This is a genomic window from Streptomyces sp. CA-210063 (genome assembly GCF_024612015.1).
Taxonomy (GTDB): Bacteria; Actinomycetota; Actinomycetes; order Streptomycetales; family Streptomycetaceae; genus Streptomyces.
Genome location: NZ_CP102512.1, coordinates 789,876 through 803,853, shown reverse-complemented (window position 1 = coordinate 803,853; position 13,978 = coordinate 789,876). Strand labels below are relative to the sequence as shown.

The 13,978-nt window shown below is 71.3% G+C and carries 15 protein-coding genes and 1 pseudogene; 8 read left to right on the top strand and 8 right to left on the bottom strand.

The window, feature by feature from the left end:
• Window positions 1-22 precede the first annotated feature (22 nt).
• Window positions 23-682 (bottom strand): annotated as a pseudogene (locus JIX56_RS03520) (IS200/IS605 family accessory protein TnpB-related protein); the annotation flags it as partial.
• A 338-nt stretch (window positions 683-1,020) separates the two neighbouring features.
• Between JIX56_RS03520 and JIX56_RS03515 the strand changes: the two are divergent.
• The 6 genes from JIX56_RS03515 to JIX56_RS03490 all read left to right on the top strand — a co-directional run bounded on the left by JIX56_RS03515 (window position 1,021) and on the right by JIX56_RS03490 (window position 5,584).
• On the top strand, window positions 1,021-1,671 hold the full coding sequence (locus tag JIX56_RS03515; protein WP_257537283.1) for a GntR family transcriptional regulator: 651 nt from the start codon (window positions 1,021-1,023) through the stop codon (window positions 1,669-1,671).
• Window positions 1,672-1,751: 80 nt separating this feature from the next.
• The gene (locus tag JIX56_RS03510; RefSeq protein WP_257537282.1) at window positions 1,752-2,507 is read left to right on the top strand and encodes a PIG-L deacetylase family protein; all 756 of its coding nucleotides are present in this window, start codon (window positions 1,752-1,754) and stop codon (window positions 2,505-2,507) included.
• Window positions 2,507-3,217, top strand: a complete 711-nt coding sequence (locus JIX56_RS03505) for a 4-carboxy-4-hydroxy-2-oxoadipate aldolase/oxaloacetate decarboxylase (RefSeq protein ID WP_257537281.1) — start codon at window positions 2,507-2,509, stop codon at window positions 3,215-3,217. Before JIX56_RS03510 ends, JIX56_RS03505 begins: the two co-directional genes overlap by 1 nt.
• Window positions 3,218-3,243: 26 nt before the next feature.
• Window positions 3,244-4,302 carry a 4-oxalomesaconate tautomerase gene (locus JIX56_RS03500; RefSeq protein ID WP_443032021.1) on the top strand — a complete coding sequence of 353 codons (1,059 nt, stop codon included), beginning with the start codon at window positions 3,244-3,246 and terminating at the stop codon, window positions 4,300-4,302.
• Between the two features lie 10 nt (window positions 4,303-4,312).
• Window positions 4,313-5,263 carry a catechol 2,3-dioxygenase gene (locus JIX56_RS03495; protein ID WP_257537279.1) on the top strand — a complete coding sequence of 317 codons (951 nt, stop codon included), beginning with the start codon at window positions 4,313-4,315 and terminating at the stop codon, window positions 5,261-5,263.
• Between the two features lie 126 nt (window positions 5,264-5,389).
• The gene (locus JIX56_RS03490) at window positions 5,390-5,584 is read left to right on the top strand and encodes a hypothetical protein (protein ID WP_443031753.1); all 195 of its coding nucleotides are present in this window, start codon (window positions 5,390-5,392) and stop codon (window positions 5,582-5,584) included.
• A 90-nt stretch (window positions 5,585-5,674) separates the two neighbouring features.
• Here JIX56_RS03490 and JIX56_RS03485 read toward each other — a convergent pair whose 3' ends face one another.
• Window positions 5,675-6,619 carry an alpha/beta hydrolase gene (locus JIX56_RS03485; RefSeq protein ID WP_257537278.1) on the bottom strand — a complete coding sequence of 315 codons (945 nt, stop codon included), beginning with the start codon at window positions 6,617-6,619 and terminating at the stop codon, window positions 5,675-5,677.
• Window positions 6,620-6,699: 80 nt separating this feature from the next.
• Here JIX56_RS03485 and JIX56_RS03480 point away from each other — a divergent pair, with 80 nt between their 5' ends.
• A complete protein-coding gene (locus JIX56_RS03480) occupies window positions 6,700-7,218 on the top strand; it encodes a MarR family winged helix-turn-helix transcriptional regulator (RefSeq protein WP_257537277.1) in 519 nt (172 codons plus the stop codon).
• A 67-nt stretch (window positions 7,219-7,285) separates the two neighbouring features.
• Here the strand turns inward: JIX56_RS03480 and JIX56_RS03475 are convergent, their stop codons facing one another.
• Window positions 7,286-8,383, bottom strand: coding sequence for an NAD(P)/FAD-dependent oxidoreductase (locus tag JIX56_RS03475; protein WP_257537276.1), 1,098 nt, complete (start codon window positions 8,381-8,383; stop codon window positions 7,286-7,288).
• Window positions 8,384-8,598: 215 nt separating this feature from the next.
• Here JIX56_RS03475 and JIX56_RS03470 point away from each other — a divergent pair, with 215 nt between their 5' ends.
• Window positions 8,599-9,087 carry a phosphatase domain-containing protein gene (locus JIX56_RS03470; RefSeq protein ID WP_257537275.1) on the top strand — a complete coding sequence of 163 codons (489 nt, stop codon included), beginning with the start codon at window positions 8,599-8,601 and terminating at the stop codon, window positions 9,085-9,087.
• 5 nt (window positions 9,088-9,092) lie between these two features.
• Here JIX56_RS03470 and JIX56_RS03465 read toward each other — a convergent pair whose 3' ends face one another.
• The 5 genes from JIX56_RS03465 to egtA form a co-directional block, all read right to left on the bottom strand.
• Window positions 9,093-9,308 (bottom strand): dodecin, encoded by a 216-nt coding sequence (locus tag JIX56_RS03465; RefSeq protein ID WP_257537274.1) that lies wholly within the window; start codon window positions 9,306-9,308, stop codon window positions 9,093-9,095.
• A 269-nt stretch (window positions 9,309-9,577) separates the two neighbouring features.
• Window positions 9,578-10,540 carry an L-histidine N(alpha)-methyltransferase gene (egtD, locus tag JIX56_RS03460; RefSeq protein ID WP_257537273.1) on the bottom strand — a complete coding sequence of 321 codons (963 nt, stop codon included), beginning with the start codon at window positions 10,538-10,540 and terminating at the stop codon, window positions 9,578-9,580.
• On the bottom strand, window positions 10,537-11,346 hold the full coding sequence (gene egtC, locus JIX56_RS03455) for an ergothioneine biosynthesis protein EgtC (protein ID WP_257537272.1): 810 nt from the start codon (window positions 11,344-11,346) through the stop codon (window positions 10,537-10,539). The genes egtD and egtC overlap by 4 nt, the downstream gene beginning before the upstream one ends.
• Window positions 11,346-12,692 (bottom strand): ergothioneine biosynthesis protein EgtB, encoded by a 1,347-nt coding sequence (gene egtB / locus JIX56_RS03450; RefSeq protein WP_257537271.1) that lies wholly within the window; start codon window positions 12,690-12,692, stop codon window positions 11,346-11,348. Before egtB ends, egtC begins: the two co-directional genes overlap by 1 nt.
• Entirely contained in the window at window positions 12,689-13,963 is a 1,275-nt protein-coding gene (egtA, locus tag JIX56_RS03445; protein ID WP_257537270.1) for an ergothioneine biosynthesis glutamate--cysteine ligase EgtA, read from the bottom strand. The genes egtB and egtA overlap by 4 nt, the downstream gene beginning before the upstream one ends.
• Window positions 13,964-13,978: the final 15 nt, after the last annotated feature.

Here is a 13,978-nt window from a genome sequence, read left to right as displayed (position 1 = left end):
GAGTTCCACCGGCGAACCGTTCCTAAGGACTGAGCGGGAGTGAGTCCTGTTGCCAGGACTCGTGCTCAGCCGAACACCCCGAACGGTGCTGGGTGTTCTGGTCGCCCGCGTTCGCTCCGCGTCCGGCGCGCACGGATCGTGTCCGTGGTCCGGGGATGCGGGGGCGGGTTCCCTCACGCCCGGGGATGCCTGGTCGGGCCTGTACGGTCCGATGCCCCTGCTCATCGCTCCGGTGAGCAGGGGGCGGTGCCGTCCGTCGCCGGATCGGGTGTCCCTGGGCGCGCCTGCCGATCGCCACGGCGGCCGCGTCGTGGCGAGTGGTGGTGCGGGTGTTGCTGGTGAGGGGTTTCTGCCAGTGCTGGGCGCCCCAGCGGCTGGTGTAGGCCGGGTCCACGGCGATGACCGCGATGCCGGTGGCGTCGGCCATCGAGGTCAGCCGGGCCCGCAGACGGCCGGTGGGCATACCGGAGATCAGCTGCCGGAAGCGTTTGTGGCGGCCGTGTTTCTCGCGGGTCTTCTCGGCGGTGAAGTCCAGGTCCTCCACCGCGATCGCCTGCACCCCGCACGACTGGGCCCAGTGCAGCAGGCGGGTGAGGGCGTGGCGGACCTGGGCGTCGCGGTGCTGGGCGGTGCCGGACAGGTCGTAGAAGAAACGATGCGGGCTCCCGGTGGGGTTGCCGTGCAGCCATCTCCCGCAGCCCACCCGCCCCGTCACCCCCAACCCCCGAAAAATTCTGTCACCGTCCCCGACGACCACCGCCCACAGAGGTCACGCATTCGACACAAGAACGCCAGTTCTCCCGAAAGGCCGACGCAACGACCGAGACACGCAAACACCACCGGAACTCACTCCCGCTCACCAGAACACACTTGAGTTCACTCCAGGTGTGCAGCAGCTCTGAACCCCGGCGCTGATAGAGAGCGGCCCTGCAAACAGTGCGACCCCGTGAGGACAAAATTGTTGACAATCCTGTTGGCCTAGATTTACGTTCGACAGGCACTCACTCAGGGAGGGCACGAATGCAGGAGGAAGCCCGTCCGGGCACCGGAGAGCAGGCCAAACAGCTCGCGTTGGCGAAGCTGCGGCAGGCGATCGCGCACGGCGAGATGGCACCGGCCCAGCGGCTGGTGGAGAACGAACTCGCCGAGCAGTTCGGTGTGACACGGGCCAGCATCCGCGCGGCACTGATCGATCTGGAGGCCGAGGGACTGGTCGAGCGGATCCGTAACCGGGGCTCGCGGGTGCGGGTGGTGACCGTGGAGGAAGCGGTCGCCATCAGCGAGTGCCGCATGGTCCTGGAAGGGCTGTGTGCGGCGAAGGCGGCCACCCTGGCCACCGACGACCAGCTGGCCGAACTGGCCGACATCGGCACGGCGATGACCAAGGCCGTGGCCGACGGCGAGCCGGTGACGTACTCCGAGCTCAACCAGCGCCTGCACGCCAGGATCCGGGAGATCTCCGGTCAGCGGGTGGCGGTGGAGCTGCTGGAGCGGCTCAACGCCCAGCTGGTGCGCCACCGTTTCCAGCTCGCGCTGCGGCCGGGACGGCCCCAGCACTCCCTGGGTGAACACCTGGCCATGATCGAGACGATCACGGCGAGGGACCCGCAGGCGGCCGAAGAGGCCGTCCGCGCCCACCTCATGAGCGTCATCACCGCGCTGCGCGAATAGCGCGTCGCCCCCGCGCGCTCCGGGGTGGGCCCACAGGCCTGATCGGCCTGTCCGGTCCGTCCACCAAGGAGATTCCCCACATGACCGACGGCACGGTGCCCGCCACCGCCCCACCACGATCGACTCTTGTCGTCACCGCGCACGCGGGGGACTTCGTGTGGCGGGCCGGCGGCGCCATAGCCCTGGCGGCCTCGCGCGGTGAGAAGGTCACCATCGCCTGTCTGACCTTCGGTGAGCGCGGCGAGTCCGCCAAGGCCTGGCGCGAGGGCCGGAAGCTCGACGAGATCAAGGCGATCCGCCGGGAGGAGGCCGAGAAGGCCGCCGCCACCCTCGGTGCCCGGATCGTCTTCTTCGACGCCGGCGACTACCCGCTGATCGGCACCCCCGAACTCACCGACCGCCTGGTCGCCGTCTACCGCGCTACCCAGCCGGACGTCGTGCTCACCCATCCGTTGGAGGACCCGTACAACGGCGACCATCCGGCCGCCGCCCGCATGGCCCTGGACGCCCGCGTGCTCGCCCAGGCCATCGGCTACCCCTCCGAGGGCGAGATCATCGGCGCCCCGCCGGTCTTCTTCTTCGAGCCGCACCAGCCCGAGATGTGCGGCTTCAAGCCCGAGGTGCTCCTCGACATCACCGAGGTCTGGGAGACCAAGCGCAAGGCCATGGAGTGCCTCGGCGCCCAGCAGCACCTGTGGGACTACTACACCGACCTCGCCGTACGCCGGGGCGTCCAGCTCAAACGCAACGCGGGCCCCAACCTGGGCCTCGCCCACAAGACCATGGCCGAGGCGTACATGCGCCCCTACCCGCAGGTCACGGGGGTGCTGGACTGATGGGCGGCGTGATCGTCACCAACCCGCCGAAGGCGGACGCCGAGGACGTCGAAGCGATCGCCCGGTACGGCGTCGCCACCGTCCACGAGGCGATGGGCCGCACCGGCCTGCTCGGCACCCATCTCCGCCCGATCCAGCAGGACACCCGCATCGCAGGCACCGCCGTCACGGTCCTCTCCTGGCCCGGCGACAACCTCATGATCCACGCGGCCGTCGAGCAGTGCGGCGAGGGCGACATCCTCGTCGTCACCACCACCTCGCCCTCCACCGACGGCATGTTCGGCGAACTGTTCGCCACCGCGCTCCAACGCCGTGGCGTACGCGGCCTGGTCATCAACGCGGGCATCCGCGACACCGCCGAACTGCGCGCGATGGACTTCCCCGCCTGGGCCGCCGCCGTCAGCGCGCAGGGCACGGTCAAGGCCACCGGCGGCTCGGTCAACGTCCCCGTGGCCATCGGCGGCCAGACCGTCCGCCCCGGCGACGTGATCCTCGCCGACGACGACGGCGTGGTCGTCGTCCCCCGCGAGCGGGCCCGTCGCACGGCCAAGGCCTCCGAGGCCCGCGAACAGAAGGAGGCCGCCTCTCGCGCCGCCTTCCTCGACGGTCAACTCGGCCTGGACCGCTACGGATTGCGCGAAACCCTCGTACGCCTCGGGGTGATCTACCGGTCCTACGAGGACCACGCGAGCGAGGAGGCCCAGCCGTGACCGGGTGGCTCGACGGGGTGCGCTGCATGCTGCTGCGCGGCGGCACGTCCAAGGGCGCCTTCTTCCTCGCCGAGGACCTGCCCGCCGACCCGGCCGCCCGCGACGACCTGCTGCTGCGCGTGATGGGCAGCCCCGATCCGCGCCAGATCGACGGCCTGGGCGGGGGGCATCCCCTGACGAGCAAGGTCGCCGTGGTGTCCGCCTCGGCCGACCCCGAGGCCGACGTCGACTACCTGTTCCTCCAAGTCGGCGTCGAGCAGCCGGAGGTGAGTGACCGTCAGAACTGCGGCAACCTGCTCGCCGGCGTCGGCCCGTTCGCCGTCGAACGCGGACTGGTGACCGCCGGCGAGCCGGAGACGGCCGTACGCATCCGCATGCTCAACACCGGTGATCGCGCGGTCGCCACCTTCCGCACCCCCGGCGGCCGGATCGCGGTCACCGGGGACGCCGAGATCTCCGGGGTCCCGGGGACGGCCGCGCCGGTGGTGATCGAGTTCCCGAGGAGCGGCAGTCCGCTGCTGCCCACAGGACACGCCCGCGACCTCGTCGCCGGCACGGAGGTCACCTGCGTGGACAACGGCATGCCGACCGTCCTGATCCCCGCCACCGCCCTCGAGATCACCGGTTACGAGGCCCCCGAGGAGCTGGAGGCGGACCAGGCCCTCGCCGACCGGCTGCGTGACATCCGGCTGGCGGCGGGCCGGTCGATGGGCCTCGGCGACGTCGAGCACACCACCGTGCCCAAACTCAGCCTGCTCGCCCCGCCCCGGAACGGCGGCGCCGTCACCACCCGCACCTTCATACCGGTGCGCTGCCACACCTCCATCGGCGTACTCGGCGCCGCGAGCGTGGCGGCCGGGCTGCGCGTGGAGGGCGGAGTCGGCGACGGCATGGCCCAACTCCCCTCCACCGGTGACCGAGTGCGCATCGAGCACCCCACCGGCTTCCTCGACATCGAGGCCGGCGTGGTGTACGGCCCCGACGGCAGCCCCTCGGCGAGCCGCACCGCCGTCGTCCGCACCGCCCGCAAGATCTTCGACGGCACGGTCTTCCCCCAGCCCGCCGACCCCTCTTCCCGTCCCTAAGGAGTCACCGATGACCCCGCCGCTCGGCGACATCGCCCACCTCGGGCATGTCGAACTGCTCACCCCGGACCTCGACCGCAGCCTCTGGTTCTTCACCGAGATCCTGGGCCTGACCGAGAACGGCCGCTCCGGCGGCTCGGTCTACCTGCGGACCTGGGACGACTACGAACACCACAGCCTGATACTCACCGCCCACTCCACCAACGGCATCCGCCGCACCGCCCTGCGTGCCTCCAGTGAGGAGGCCCTGCGACGCCGGGTCAAGGAGCTGGAGAACACCGGGCGCGCGGGCCGCTGGGTCGAGGACGAACCCGGCATCGGCCCGCTCTACGTCACCACCGATCCCGACGGCCACGAGGTCGCCCTGTACTGGGAGAGCGAGTGGTACGAGGCCCCGGCCGACCTCAGGCCGGGCCTGAAGAACCAGCCGCAGGCCAAACCCGGCCACGGCGTGGGCGTACGCCGCCTCGACCACGTCAACTTCCTCGCCTCCGACGTCGAGGCCGACGCCGCCTTCACCCGCGAGGTGCTCGGCGCCCGCCCCACCGAACAGATCGTCCTCGACACCGGGAAGATCGCCGCCCAGTGGCTGACCTTCACCAACAAGTCGTACGACATCGTCTACACCGAGGACTGGACCGGCTCACGCGGCCGCCTGCACCACATCGCGTTCGCCACCGACACCCGCGAGGACATCCTGCGGGCCGCCGATCTCTGCCTCGACCAGGGCGTGTTCATCGAGACGGGCCCGCACAAGCACGCCATCCAGCAGACGTTCTTCCTGTACGTCTACGAGCCGGGCGGCAACCGCATCGAGCTGTGCAACCCGCTCACCCGGCTGGTGCTTGCCCCCGACTGGCCGCTGATCACCTGGACGCAGGCGGAGCGCGCCAAGGGCCAGGCGTGGGGTCTGAAGACCATCGAGTCGTTCCACACGCACGGCACACCGCCGGTCGACTGACGGGCTTCCCCCCGATCGCGCCGGTCCCGTCTCCGGGTGCGTCGGCCACGCAAGGCCCCAACTGTCGCCAAGATTGTTGACAAAAACGTTGATCTTTGGTCGGTTGCTTAGCGTCTGGCGCACCGCATGGGCCGCTTCGGAGCCGTCTTCGGCCCCTGGCTCGGCGGCCAGCTCCTCGCCGCCGGCAACGGCGACTGGGGCTTCACGGCCTTCGCCCTCGCCGACGTCTCCTCCATGGTCTTCATCGGCATCGCCTCCCTGCGCACCTCCCGCCAGACCCCGCAGGGCGACCCCGAGAAGTCCCTGTCACCGACCGGCTGACCACGGCCCGGAGGGCCGACCCGCGCATCCGGGCCGGCCCTCTCCCCGCGCGACGGCGCTACGACGCCCCCGGTCACGGGTGGGATCGCCCTACGACGCCCCCTTGTCGAACGCCCGCCGCACCTGCGCCGCGATCAGCGGATACACCTGGCGGGCCTTGGTCTCGTCCTGGCTGTCGTAGCCGTGGTCGGCCCCGGTGACATCGTGGTGGCCGACCAGCGATCCGGCGGTGCGGAGCCGGTCCGCGTAGGCGACGCCCTCCGCCTTGAGGAGGTCGTACTCGGCGGTGACGACGAAGGCCGGGGCGATGCCCCTGAGGTCGGCGGTGTCGGAGGGGTGTGCGGGGGAGACGAGGCGGTCGGCGCGCTGCTTCGGGTCGGGGATGTACGCGCTGTCGAAGACGTCCGCCATCCACGGGCGCAGCATCGGCTTGGCGATGGCGGCCCGCTTGTCGCGGGCGCCGGTGGCGAGGTCGAGCGGCGGATAGTGCAGGACCTGGAGGGCGATCGAGGGCCCGCCCTCCTCCAGAGCCTGGCGCGCCGCCGCGGCCGCGAGCCCGCCGCCGGCGCTCTGGCCGCCCACGGACAGCCGGTCGCCGTCCCAGCCGTGCTCGCCCCCGTGCTCGGCGGCCCACTTGACGACCTCGTAGGCCTGCCGGGGCGCGGCGGGGAACGGGTGCTGCGGAGCGACCACGTAGTCCACGTTGAGCACGGCCACACCCGCCTCGACGGCTATGCACCGGCACAGGGCGTCGTCCAGCTCGATCTGCGGCATGACGTAGCCGCCGCCGTGGAAGTTGACGTGGACCGGCGGGGGAGCACCCTCGGTGCCGGCGGGCAGGTAGAGCACGGCGCGGGCCGGGCCGAAGGAGGTGGGAGCGGTCAACTCGCGGGTGGTGCAGGTGTACTCGGGGAGACGGGCGAGCCAGGACGCGGTGGAACCGCGCCCGCCGGTTCGTCGGTTCGCCAGTGCCTGAAGTCGCTGCATCGCCTTGGCCGCGAAGGCGGCCACCGCTGGGCGGGCGAGTATGGACATGGGGGCTCCATTCGGTCCGAGGGCGCTGCCCGAGCGATGAACTTACTTGAGTCAGGCAACAAGATGGTAAAGTAGAGCCCATGTCCCCATCACCGCTACCCTCCGACCCCGCCTCCCCGGAAGTGATCGAGATCGAGCGAGCCCTCACTCGCATCACCTACCTCAGCACCCGGGCCCGGGCGCACGAGCGCCTGATGAGCCTGGCGGGCGTGCCGCTCGACCGTGCCGCCGTGGCCCTGCTGCGGCAGATCGCCGACTCCGAGCCGCTGCGCCCGGGGGAGCTGGCCAACCGGCTCGGCGTCGAGGCCTCCCATGTCACCCGCCAGGTCCAGCAGCTCGAGAAGTCCGGCTACGTCACCCGCGTACCCGACCCGGACGACCGCCGCGCCCAGCGCATCGAGCTGACGTCCGTAGGCAAGGAGGCCATAGGCCGTATCCGCGAGGCCGGTGTCCGCGGGATGCAGATGGCGCTGTCCGACTGGTCGCCCGAGGAACTCCAGCAGCTCGCCGGGCTCTTCCACCGCATGGTCGACGACTTCCTCGCCCACGCCAACGACCCCGAGGACCAGTCTCTGCGGGCCGAGAAGCACGGGGCGTAGCCCCTGCTTCTCAGGGCGCGGTGAACTGTGCGACAAGCCCCACCCACCCGCACTCGGCACCCAACCGTCAGTAGCCGAGCTGCTTCCGGATGTACGGCGTCATCAGCGTCTTCGCCTTCGCGAGCGTGGAGGTACGGGCGCCGAGCACGGCGGTCTCGCCGCCCGGCACGGGGATCAGGGTGATTCCGTCGGCCGAGCCGAGAGGCACGATCAGCGGGGTCCGCTGGATCGACCGGTAGAGGCGCGGCTCCTTGCGGTGCTTGCCCGAACTCCCCAGATAGGTGCGGATGTTGTGGGCGGCGATGTCCGCCTGGGCGATCGCGACGGGGGAGATCTTCAGCTCGCTGACGTCGTTCACGTCGCCGACCGCGAACACGTCGAGCCACCCGTCGACCCGCAGCGCCCGGTCGACCTTGATCTGCCCGGCGGTGTTCAGCCAGGCCCCGTGGCCGGCCAGCCGCAGCCAGAGCGTGTTCGGCGTGGTGCCGGTGGCCCAGAAGGAGAGGTCGGCCTCGATGATGTCGCCCCGGCCGTCCCGGTAGGTGCCGTAGTCGGCCCCGGGGGAGATGAACGAGTCCAGCCGCACCTCCACGTCATGGGACTCCAGCCAGGTCAGGGCCCGCCGCCCGGCCCACTTGCTGCGCGTGGAGTTGAGCAGCGCCGACCCGGCGTGCGCGAGCGTGACCCGCGCGTCCGGCCGGGCCAGCCGGATCTCGGCGGCCAGCTCCACGCCGCCCGGCCCGCCGCCGACGATCAGCACGTGCTCGGCCGAGGCCACGCTCTCCTGGTGCGCGGCGAACGTCTTGGCCGCCTCCTCGGTGGTCGTGCCCAGGAAACGGGCCGGCTCCGGGTAGTCCGCGCCGGTCGCGATCACCACCACGTCGTACGGCAGCCGCTCACCCGTGGCGAGCTTCACCTGCCGCTCACCGGTGTCGATGTCGATCGCCTTGCCCACCACGACACGGCCGTTGCTCAGCAGCCGGTCGTAGGGGATGAAGGGCGTCGTCGTCCACTTCTCGTGCACACCGGCCCGGAGCGCGGCGATGCGATGGAAGAAGACCTCCTTGCGGTCCACGAGGGTGACCCGTGCGACCTCGTCCAACTGCTTGGCGAGGCGGATGCCCCCGTATCCGCCGCCGATCACGATTACTTGGCCGTCAAGCACACCGATTCTCCTGTGCTGGGTGGGGGGAGAGATGATGAGCCTAACTTTTGAAACTTAAAGCTACTGGCGGGGTCTGTGATGGTTGTGTGAAGCGACGACGGACGACACGAGTCACCGCGCGGGCGCTCCGCCGGAAGCCGGTGATGAATCCGCGGGCCGGTGGGGGCTGGTCGCGCAGTTCCCCGCGCCCCTACGCGCCTGCCTAGGCTGGTGCCGTGACCGACAACGACCGGCCCCTCGCCGTATTCGACCTGGACAACACCCTCGCCGACACCGCGCACCGGCAGCGGTTCCTGGAGGTGAAGCCACGCGACTGGAACGGGTTCTTCGCCGCCGCCCCGCAGGACCCGCCGCTCGCCGAGGGCATCGCGCTGGCGCGGGAGAGCGCCGAGGAGTGCGAGGTCATGTATCTGACCGGGCGCCCCGAGCGGTGCCGCCGCGACACCGTCGACTGGCTCGCAGCCCATGGGCTGCCCGAGGGACGGATCTGGATGCGCCGCGACAACGACCGCAGGCCCGCCCGCCGCACCAAAATGGAGATCCTCCGCCGACTCGCCAGGACCCGGGAGATCCGCGTCCTCGTGGACGACGACGAGCTGGTCTGCGAGGACGCGGAGCGGGCGGGCTTCACGGTCGTACGGGCGCGCTGGGCCGCCCCTTCCGCCGCGCTGAAGGTGGCGCAGGAGCGGGAAGGGCGGACCTGAGCGCGTCAGTCGCCGTCCTCCAGCCGGAAGCCGACCTTCAGACCGACCTGGTAGTGCGCGATCTGCCCGTTCTCGATATGCCCCCGGACCTGCGTCACCTCGAACCAGTCCAGGTTGCGCAAGGTCTGGGCGGCGCGGTCGATGCCGTTGCGGATGGCGTGGTCGACGCTCTCGCTCGAACTGCCGACGATCTCGGTGACCCGGTAAACGTGCTCGGACATACGGGTTCTCCTTGTCGCGTGCTCCGCCGTGGCCGGTGCGCCACACGTCATTCCACGGTGCCTCAGGCTGCGCCACTCCGCGAGTGATCGGGCGTCCCGCCGCCTGCGATTTCGGGTGCGGGCTGTTCGTGGCTGGTCGCGCAGTTCCCCGCGCCCCTGAAGGCCCCGGGCGCGACCCATGCCGTCAAGGGGCGCGGGGCTGTGTCTGATATGCGGCTCCGCCGCGGGGCGCGACCAGCCCCCACCCACCCGCACCCGCAAGGAACTCGTTACGCCACCCTGCTCAACGACAGCGCGAACCGCCCCTCCCGGTCCGTCCACCAGTGGGCCAACTCCAACCCCACGGCGGCAAGCTCCGCCCCCACCCCCTCCCTCCGGAACTTCGCGGACACCTCGGTCCGCAGCTCCTCCCCGGCCTCGAAATCGACCGCGAGGTCCAGCGCGGGAATCTTCACCGTCTGGGCCGTACGGGACCGCAGCCGCATCTCGATCCACTCGCACTCGGCGTTCCAGAGGGCGACATGGTCGAAGGCGTCGGGGTCGAAGTCCGCCCCCAGCTCCCGGTCGACCACGTTCAGCACGTTCTTGTTGAACTCGGCCGTCACCCCGGCCGCGTCGTCGTACGCCGCGACCAGCACCGCCTCGTCCTTGACCAGGTCCGTGCCCAGCAGCAGCGCGTCACCGGGCGCCAGCAGCGCCCGGACGCCGGCCAGGAACGCGGCACGCTCCACGGGCACCAGATTGCCGATCGTGCCGCCGAGGAACGCCACCAGGCGCGGCCCCGGCGTCTCGGGCAGTGCGAGCCCGGCGGTGAAATCGGCGATCAGGGCATGCACGTTCAGCCCCGGCCGCTCGGCGACCAGCGCCTCGCCCGCCTGCCGCAGGGCGCTCTCGCTGACGTCGACCGGCACGTAGGTGTGCAGATGGGGCATGGCGTCCAGCAGATGCCGGGTCTTGTCGGAGGAGCCGGAACCCAGCTCGACCAGGGTGCGCGCTCCGCTCGCCGCGGCGATCTCGCCCGCCCGGTCGACGAGGATCTCGCGCTCGGCACGGGTCGGGTAGTACTCGGGCAACTCGGTGATCTTCTCGAACAGTTCACTGCCGCGGGCGTCGTAGAACCACTTCGGCGGCAGTGTCTTCGGGGTACGGGTCAGACCGTCCAGGACATCGGCGCGCAGCGCCGCGTCGGTGGCGTCCTCGGGCAGGGTGCGGGTGACGAGGAACGGGCTCACGCAGAAGGCTCCTTCGGTGGAACGGGGGCCATGTCGTCGTTCGGGCGGGAGTGTTCCTCCAGCTCCTTGAGCGGGGTGAGCAGGACGTCCGTACGGCTCGCCGCGAGCAGCGTCCGGTCGGGCACCTCCACCCAGTGCGGATCGTCGTCGTACGGCTCGGACGCCACGACCGTGCTGCGGCCGGGCTCGGCGAGATACCAGAGCGTGTCGCCCCAGGCCGTCGCGGCGATGGTGTCGCCATTGGTGAGGAGGAGATTGAGCCGGGACCCGGGGGCCGCCCGGGCGACCTCCAGGACCGTGTCCGCCAGCGCCTGGCCCTCGTCGTCACCGGCGCGCAGCCGGTTCAGGACCAGAGCCCACACGAGCGCGGAGTCGTTGCGGGCCTCCATCGACAGCACCTCGACGGCGGGCAGTTCGGCGGCGAGCGGCGCCAGGGACCGGGGCCACCCGGCGACCGCCCCGTTGTGGCTGAACAGCCAGGGCCCGGCGGCGTACGGCGCCGCCGCGGCCTCGTTGTCCGCCCCCGGCACCGTGGCGTCCCGTACGGCGGCCAGCAGTGCCCCGGTGCGGACCACCCGGGCGAGGTCGGTGAAGGACAGGTCACCCCAGATGGGCCCGGACCTGCGGTAGCGGCCCGGCACCGGGTCCCCCTCGGCGTACCAACCGACCCCGAAACCATCGGCGTTGACCGTCCCGTACCGCTGCCGCCGGGGCGCCCAGGACTGCCGGAACAGACTGTGCGGCGGGTCCACGAGGACCCTGCCCAGCGGTGACTCCGGGCCCAGGAAGGCGAGATGACGACACATCAGACGACCTCCGCGGAGGCGTCCCGTGCCGTGCGGAAGCCGGTGAAGATCTGCCGCCGGATCGGATAGTCCCAGTTCCGGAACGTCCCCCGGCACGCCACCTGGTCCACGGCGAACGCACCGCCGCGCAGCACCTTGTACTCGGGGCCGAAGAACACCTCCGAGTACTCCTTGTACGGGAACGCCGTGAACCCCGGGTAGGGCAGGAAGTCGCTCGACGTCCACTCCCACACGTCACCGATCAACTGCCGTACGCCGAGCGGCGATTCACCCGCCGGATAGCTGCCGACGGGCGCCGGACGCAGATGCCGCTGTCCGAGGTTGGCGTGCTCGGGCGTCGGATCGGCATCGCCCCAGGGGTAGCGGGTCGAGCGGCCGGTGACCGGGTCGTGCCGGGCGGCCTTCTCCCACTCCGCCTCCGTGGGCAGCCGGCGCCCCGCCCAGCGGGCGTACGCGTCGGCCTCGTACCAGCTCACGTGCAGCACCGGCTCGTCGGCCGGTACGACCTCGGTGACGCCGAAGCGCCGCCGCAGCCACTGCCGGCCGTCACGCCGCCAGAACAGCGGCGCGTGGATGGCGTGCGCACGGATGTGGTCCCAGCCCTCGGCCGTCCACCAGCGTTCGTCGTCGTAGCCGCCGTCGTCGATGAACGCCTGGTACGCGCCGTTCGTCACCGGTGTGGTGTCGATGTGGAACGGCGGGACGTGCCGCCGGTGCGCGGGCCGTTCGTTGTCCAGCGCCCATGGCTCGGTCGAGGTGCCCATCATGAACTCCCCGCCGGGTACGAGGACTTCGGCGGGCCCCGTGAACAGCGGGGCGGGCTCGGGGTCCGGTGCCGACAGCACGGCGGGGCCCTTGCGGAGCTGATGGGTGATCAGCATCGTCTCGTCGTGCTGCTGTTCGTGCTGGGCGATCATGCCGAAGGCGAAGCCCGCGTCGGTGAGCCGGGTGCCATGGAAGTCGGTGCTCTCCAGCACGTCGAGCGCCCGGCCGCGCACCTCGTGCAGATACCGGCGGGCCTCCCCGGGCGCCAGCAGCGGCAGCTTGGGCCGCTCGGCGCGCGGGTGCTCGAAGGCGTCGTACAGCCCGTCGATCTCGGGCCGCATCGCCTCCCGCCCGGCGACGTTCCGCAGCAGCCACAGCTCTTCCTGGTTGCCGATGTGGGCGAGGTCCCACACCAGCGGGGACATCAGCGGCGAGTGCTGCGCGGTGAGGTCGGGTTCGTCGACGGCGGTGGTCAGGAGCGCGGTGCGGGCACGGGCCGTGGTGAGCGCCGTCAGCGCGCGCTCCCGGAGTATGTCGGGGTCGGCGTCGTGCGGCGGGGCCGGCGTCTCGGGCGCGGTCATGCGGGGATGTCCTTCCCGTGGAACAAGTCGAGCAGATCGTCGGCGGGGCAACGGCCCCGGGCCACATAGCGGTCGGTGTACGCCACGACCGCGTCCCGCACTTCGGCACTCGCGCCGAGCCGGGGCAGTGCCTCGGCCGCCGCGGCGAAGCAGACGGCCGCCGCCTCCCGCAGCTCGGGATCGGCCAGGCCCGAACGGGCTGCCGCGTCCCACAGCGGATTGCGCGGCGCCGGCCGTGAACCGGCCCGCTCGGCGAGGGGCTTGACGGTCCGATAGGCGGTCTCGGCGGCCTCCGGGTCCTCGAACAGCGCCGCGGTGACGGCGAGCGGCACGATCCACCCGTCCTCACCGGGCTGGGCGTCGATCATGCGGAACTCCAGATGGCCGCGTGGACGCACCGGTGGGAACAGCGTCGTCAGGTGGTAGTCGAGGTCGGCCCGGCTCGGCGGGGTGTCGGATCTCGTCCACTCCCGGAACGTCATCGCCCCGGGTACGCGCCAGGGGCCCTCGTCCGCCCGTACGCACATCACCGGCGCGTCCAGCACCGACCGCGCCCACGCCCCGCGCGGGTCGCCGTCCAGCACGGGGGCGTTCGTACGGGCCGGGTCCATGGCCGCCCACAGTGACTGCCGGGTCGAACGCCAGCCGGTGACCCGGCCCCGCGCCAGCGGGGAGTGCGCGAACGCGGCCACCAGCACCGCGCCGAGCTGGTGCGCGAGCCACCAGCGCCGCCCGTGGCCGAGGGGGCCCGGTTCCTCGTATCCGGCGTCGAGACACACCTGGACCGAGGCGGACGAGCACATCATGGCCCGCCCCTCGGGTCCGAAGCGGTCGAGATAGGTCTCCATCGCTTCGTACCGGGGCTGGTGAAGATAGCGGGTCGGGGGGTTCCAGGGTTCGTGGCCGAAGCCGCTGATGCCGAGATCCGCCTCGCGCAGTGTGGCGCGTACGGCGGCGAGATCGGCCGAGACGGACTCCACGCACTCCATCAGGGAGGCGGCGGGCGCCGAGCTGAGCTCCAACTGGCCGCCGGGCTCGACGGTCAGCGGCGAGGTCAGCGGCAGGGTCCGCAGTGCGGCGTAGGCAGCTTCGAGTCGTGCGGGTGGTGCCGGGAGCCGCGGATCACGCAGCTCGTGGATGTGCCATTCCAGTTCGACACCGAGAGTGCGGGGTGGGCCGGTCTTGAAGCAGATGCCCCGAACCAGGGCCTCCACCTCCGCCTCGGTGACCGCGGAGCGTTGCTCCGTACAGCCACTCGATGATTCTGACATGTAGGGATCCTCCTG

Coding starts and splice junctions, on each gene's coding strand:
- JIX56_RS03515 (WP_257537283.1), top strand. CDS start 1,021: ATGCAGGAGGAAGCCCGTCCGGGCACCGGAGAGCAGGCCAAACAGCTC.
- JIX56_RS03510 (WP_257537282.1), top strand. CDS start 1,752: ATGACCGACGGCACGGTGCCCGCCACCGCCCCACCACGATCGACTCTT.
- JIX56_RS03505 (WP_257537281.1), top strand. CDS start 2,507: ATGGGCGGCGTGATCGTCACCAACCCGCCGAAGGCGGACGCCGAGGAC.
- JIX56_RS03500 (WP_443032021.1), top strand. CDS start 3,244: ATGCTGCTGCGCGGCGGCACGTCCAAGGGCGCCTTCTTCCTCGCCGAG.
- JIX56_RS03495 (WP_257537279.1), top strand. CDS start 4,313: ATGACCCCGCCGCTCGGCGACATCGCCCACCTCGGGCATGTCGAACTG.
- JIX56_RS03490 (WP_443031753.1), top strand. CDS start 5,390: ATGGGCCGCTTCGGAGCCGTCTTCGGCCCCTGGCTCGGCGGCCAGCTC.
- JIX56_RS03485 (WP_257537278.1), bottom strand. CDS start 6,619: ATGTCCATACTCGCCCGCCCAGCGGTGGCCGCCTTCGCGGCCAAGGCG.
- JIX56_RS03480 (WP_257537277.1), top strand. CDS start 6,700: ATGTCCCCATCACCGCTACCCTCCGACCCCGCCTCCCCGGAAGTGATC.
- JIX56_RS03465 (WP_257537274.1), bottom strand. CDS start 9,308: ATGTCCGAGCACGTTTACCGGGTCACCGAGATCGTCGGCAGTTCGAGC.
- egtC (WP_257537272.1), bottom strand. CDS start 11,346: ATGTGTCGTCATCTCGCCTTCCTGGGCCCGGAGTCACCGCTGGGCAGG.
- egtB (WP_257537271.1), bottom strand. CDS start 12,692: ATGACCGCGCCCGAGACGCCGGCCCCGCCGCACGACGCCGACCCCGAC.
- egtA (WP_257537270.1), bottom strand. CDS start 13,963: ATGTCAGAATCATCGAGTGGCTGTACGGAGCAACGCTCCGCGGTCACC.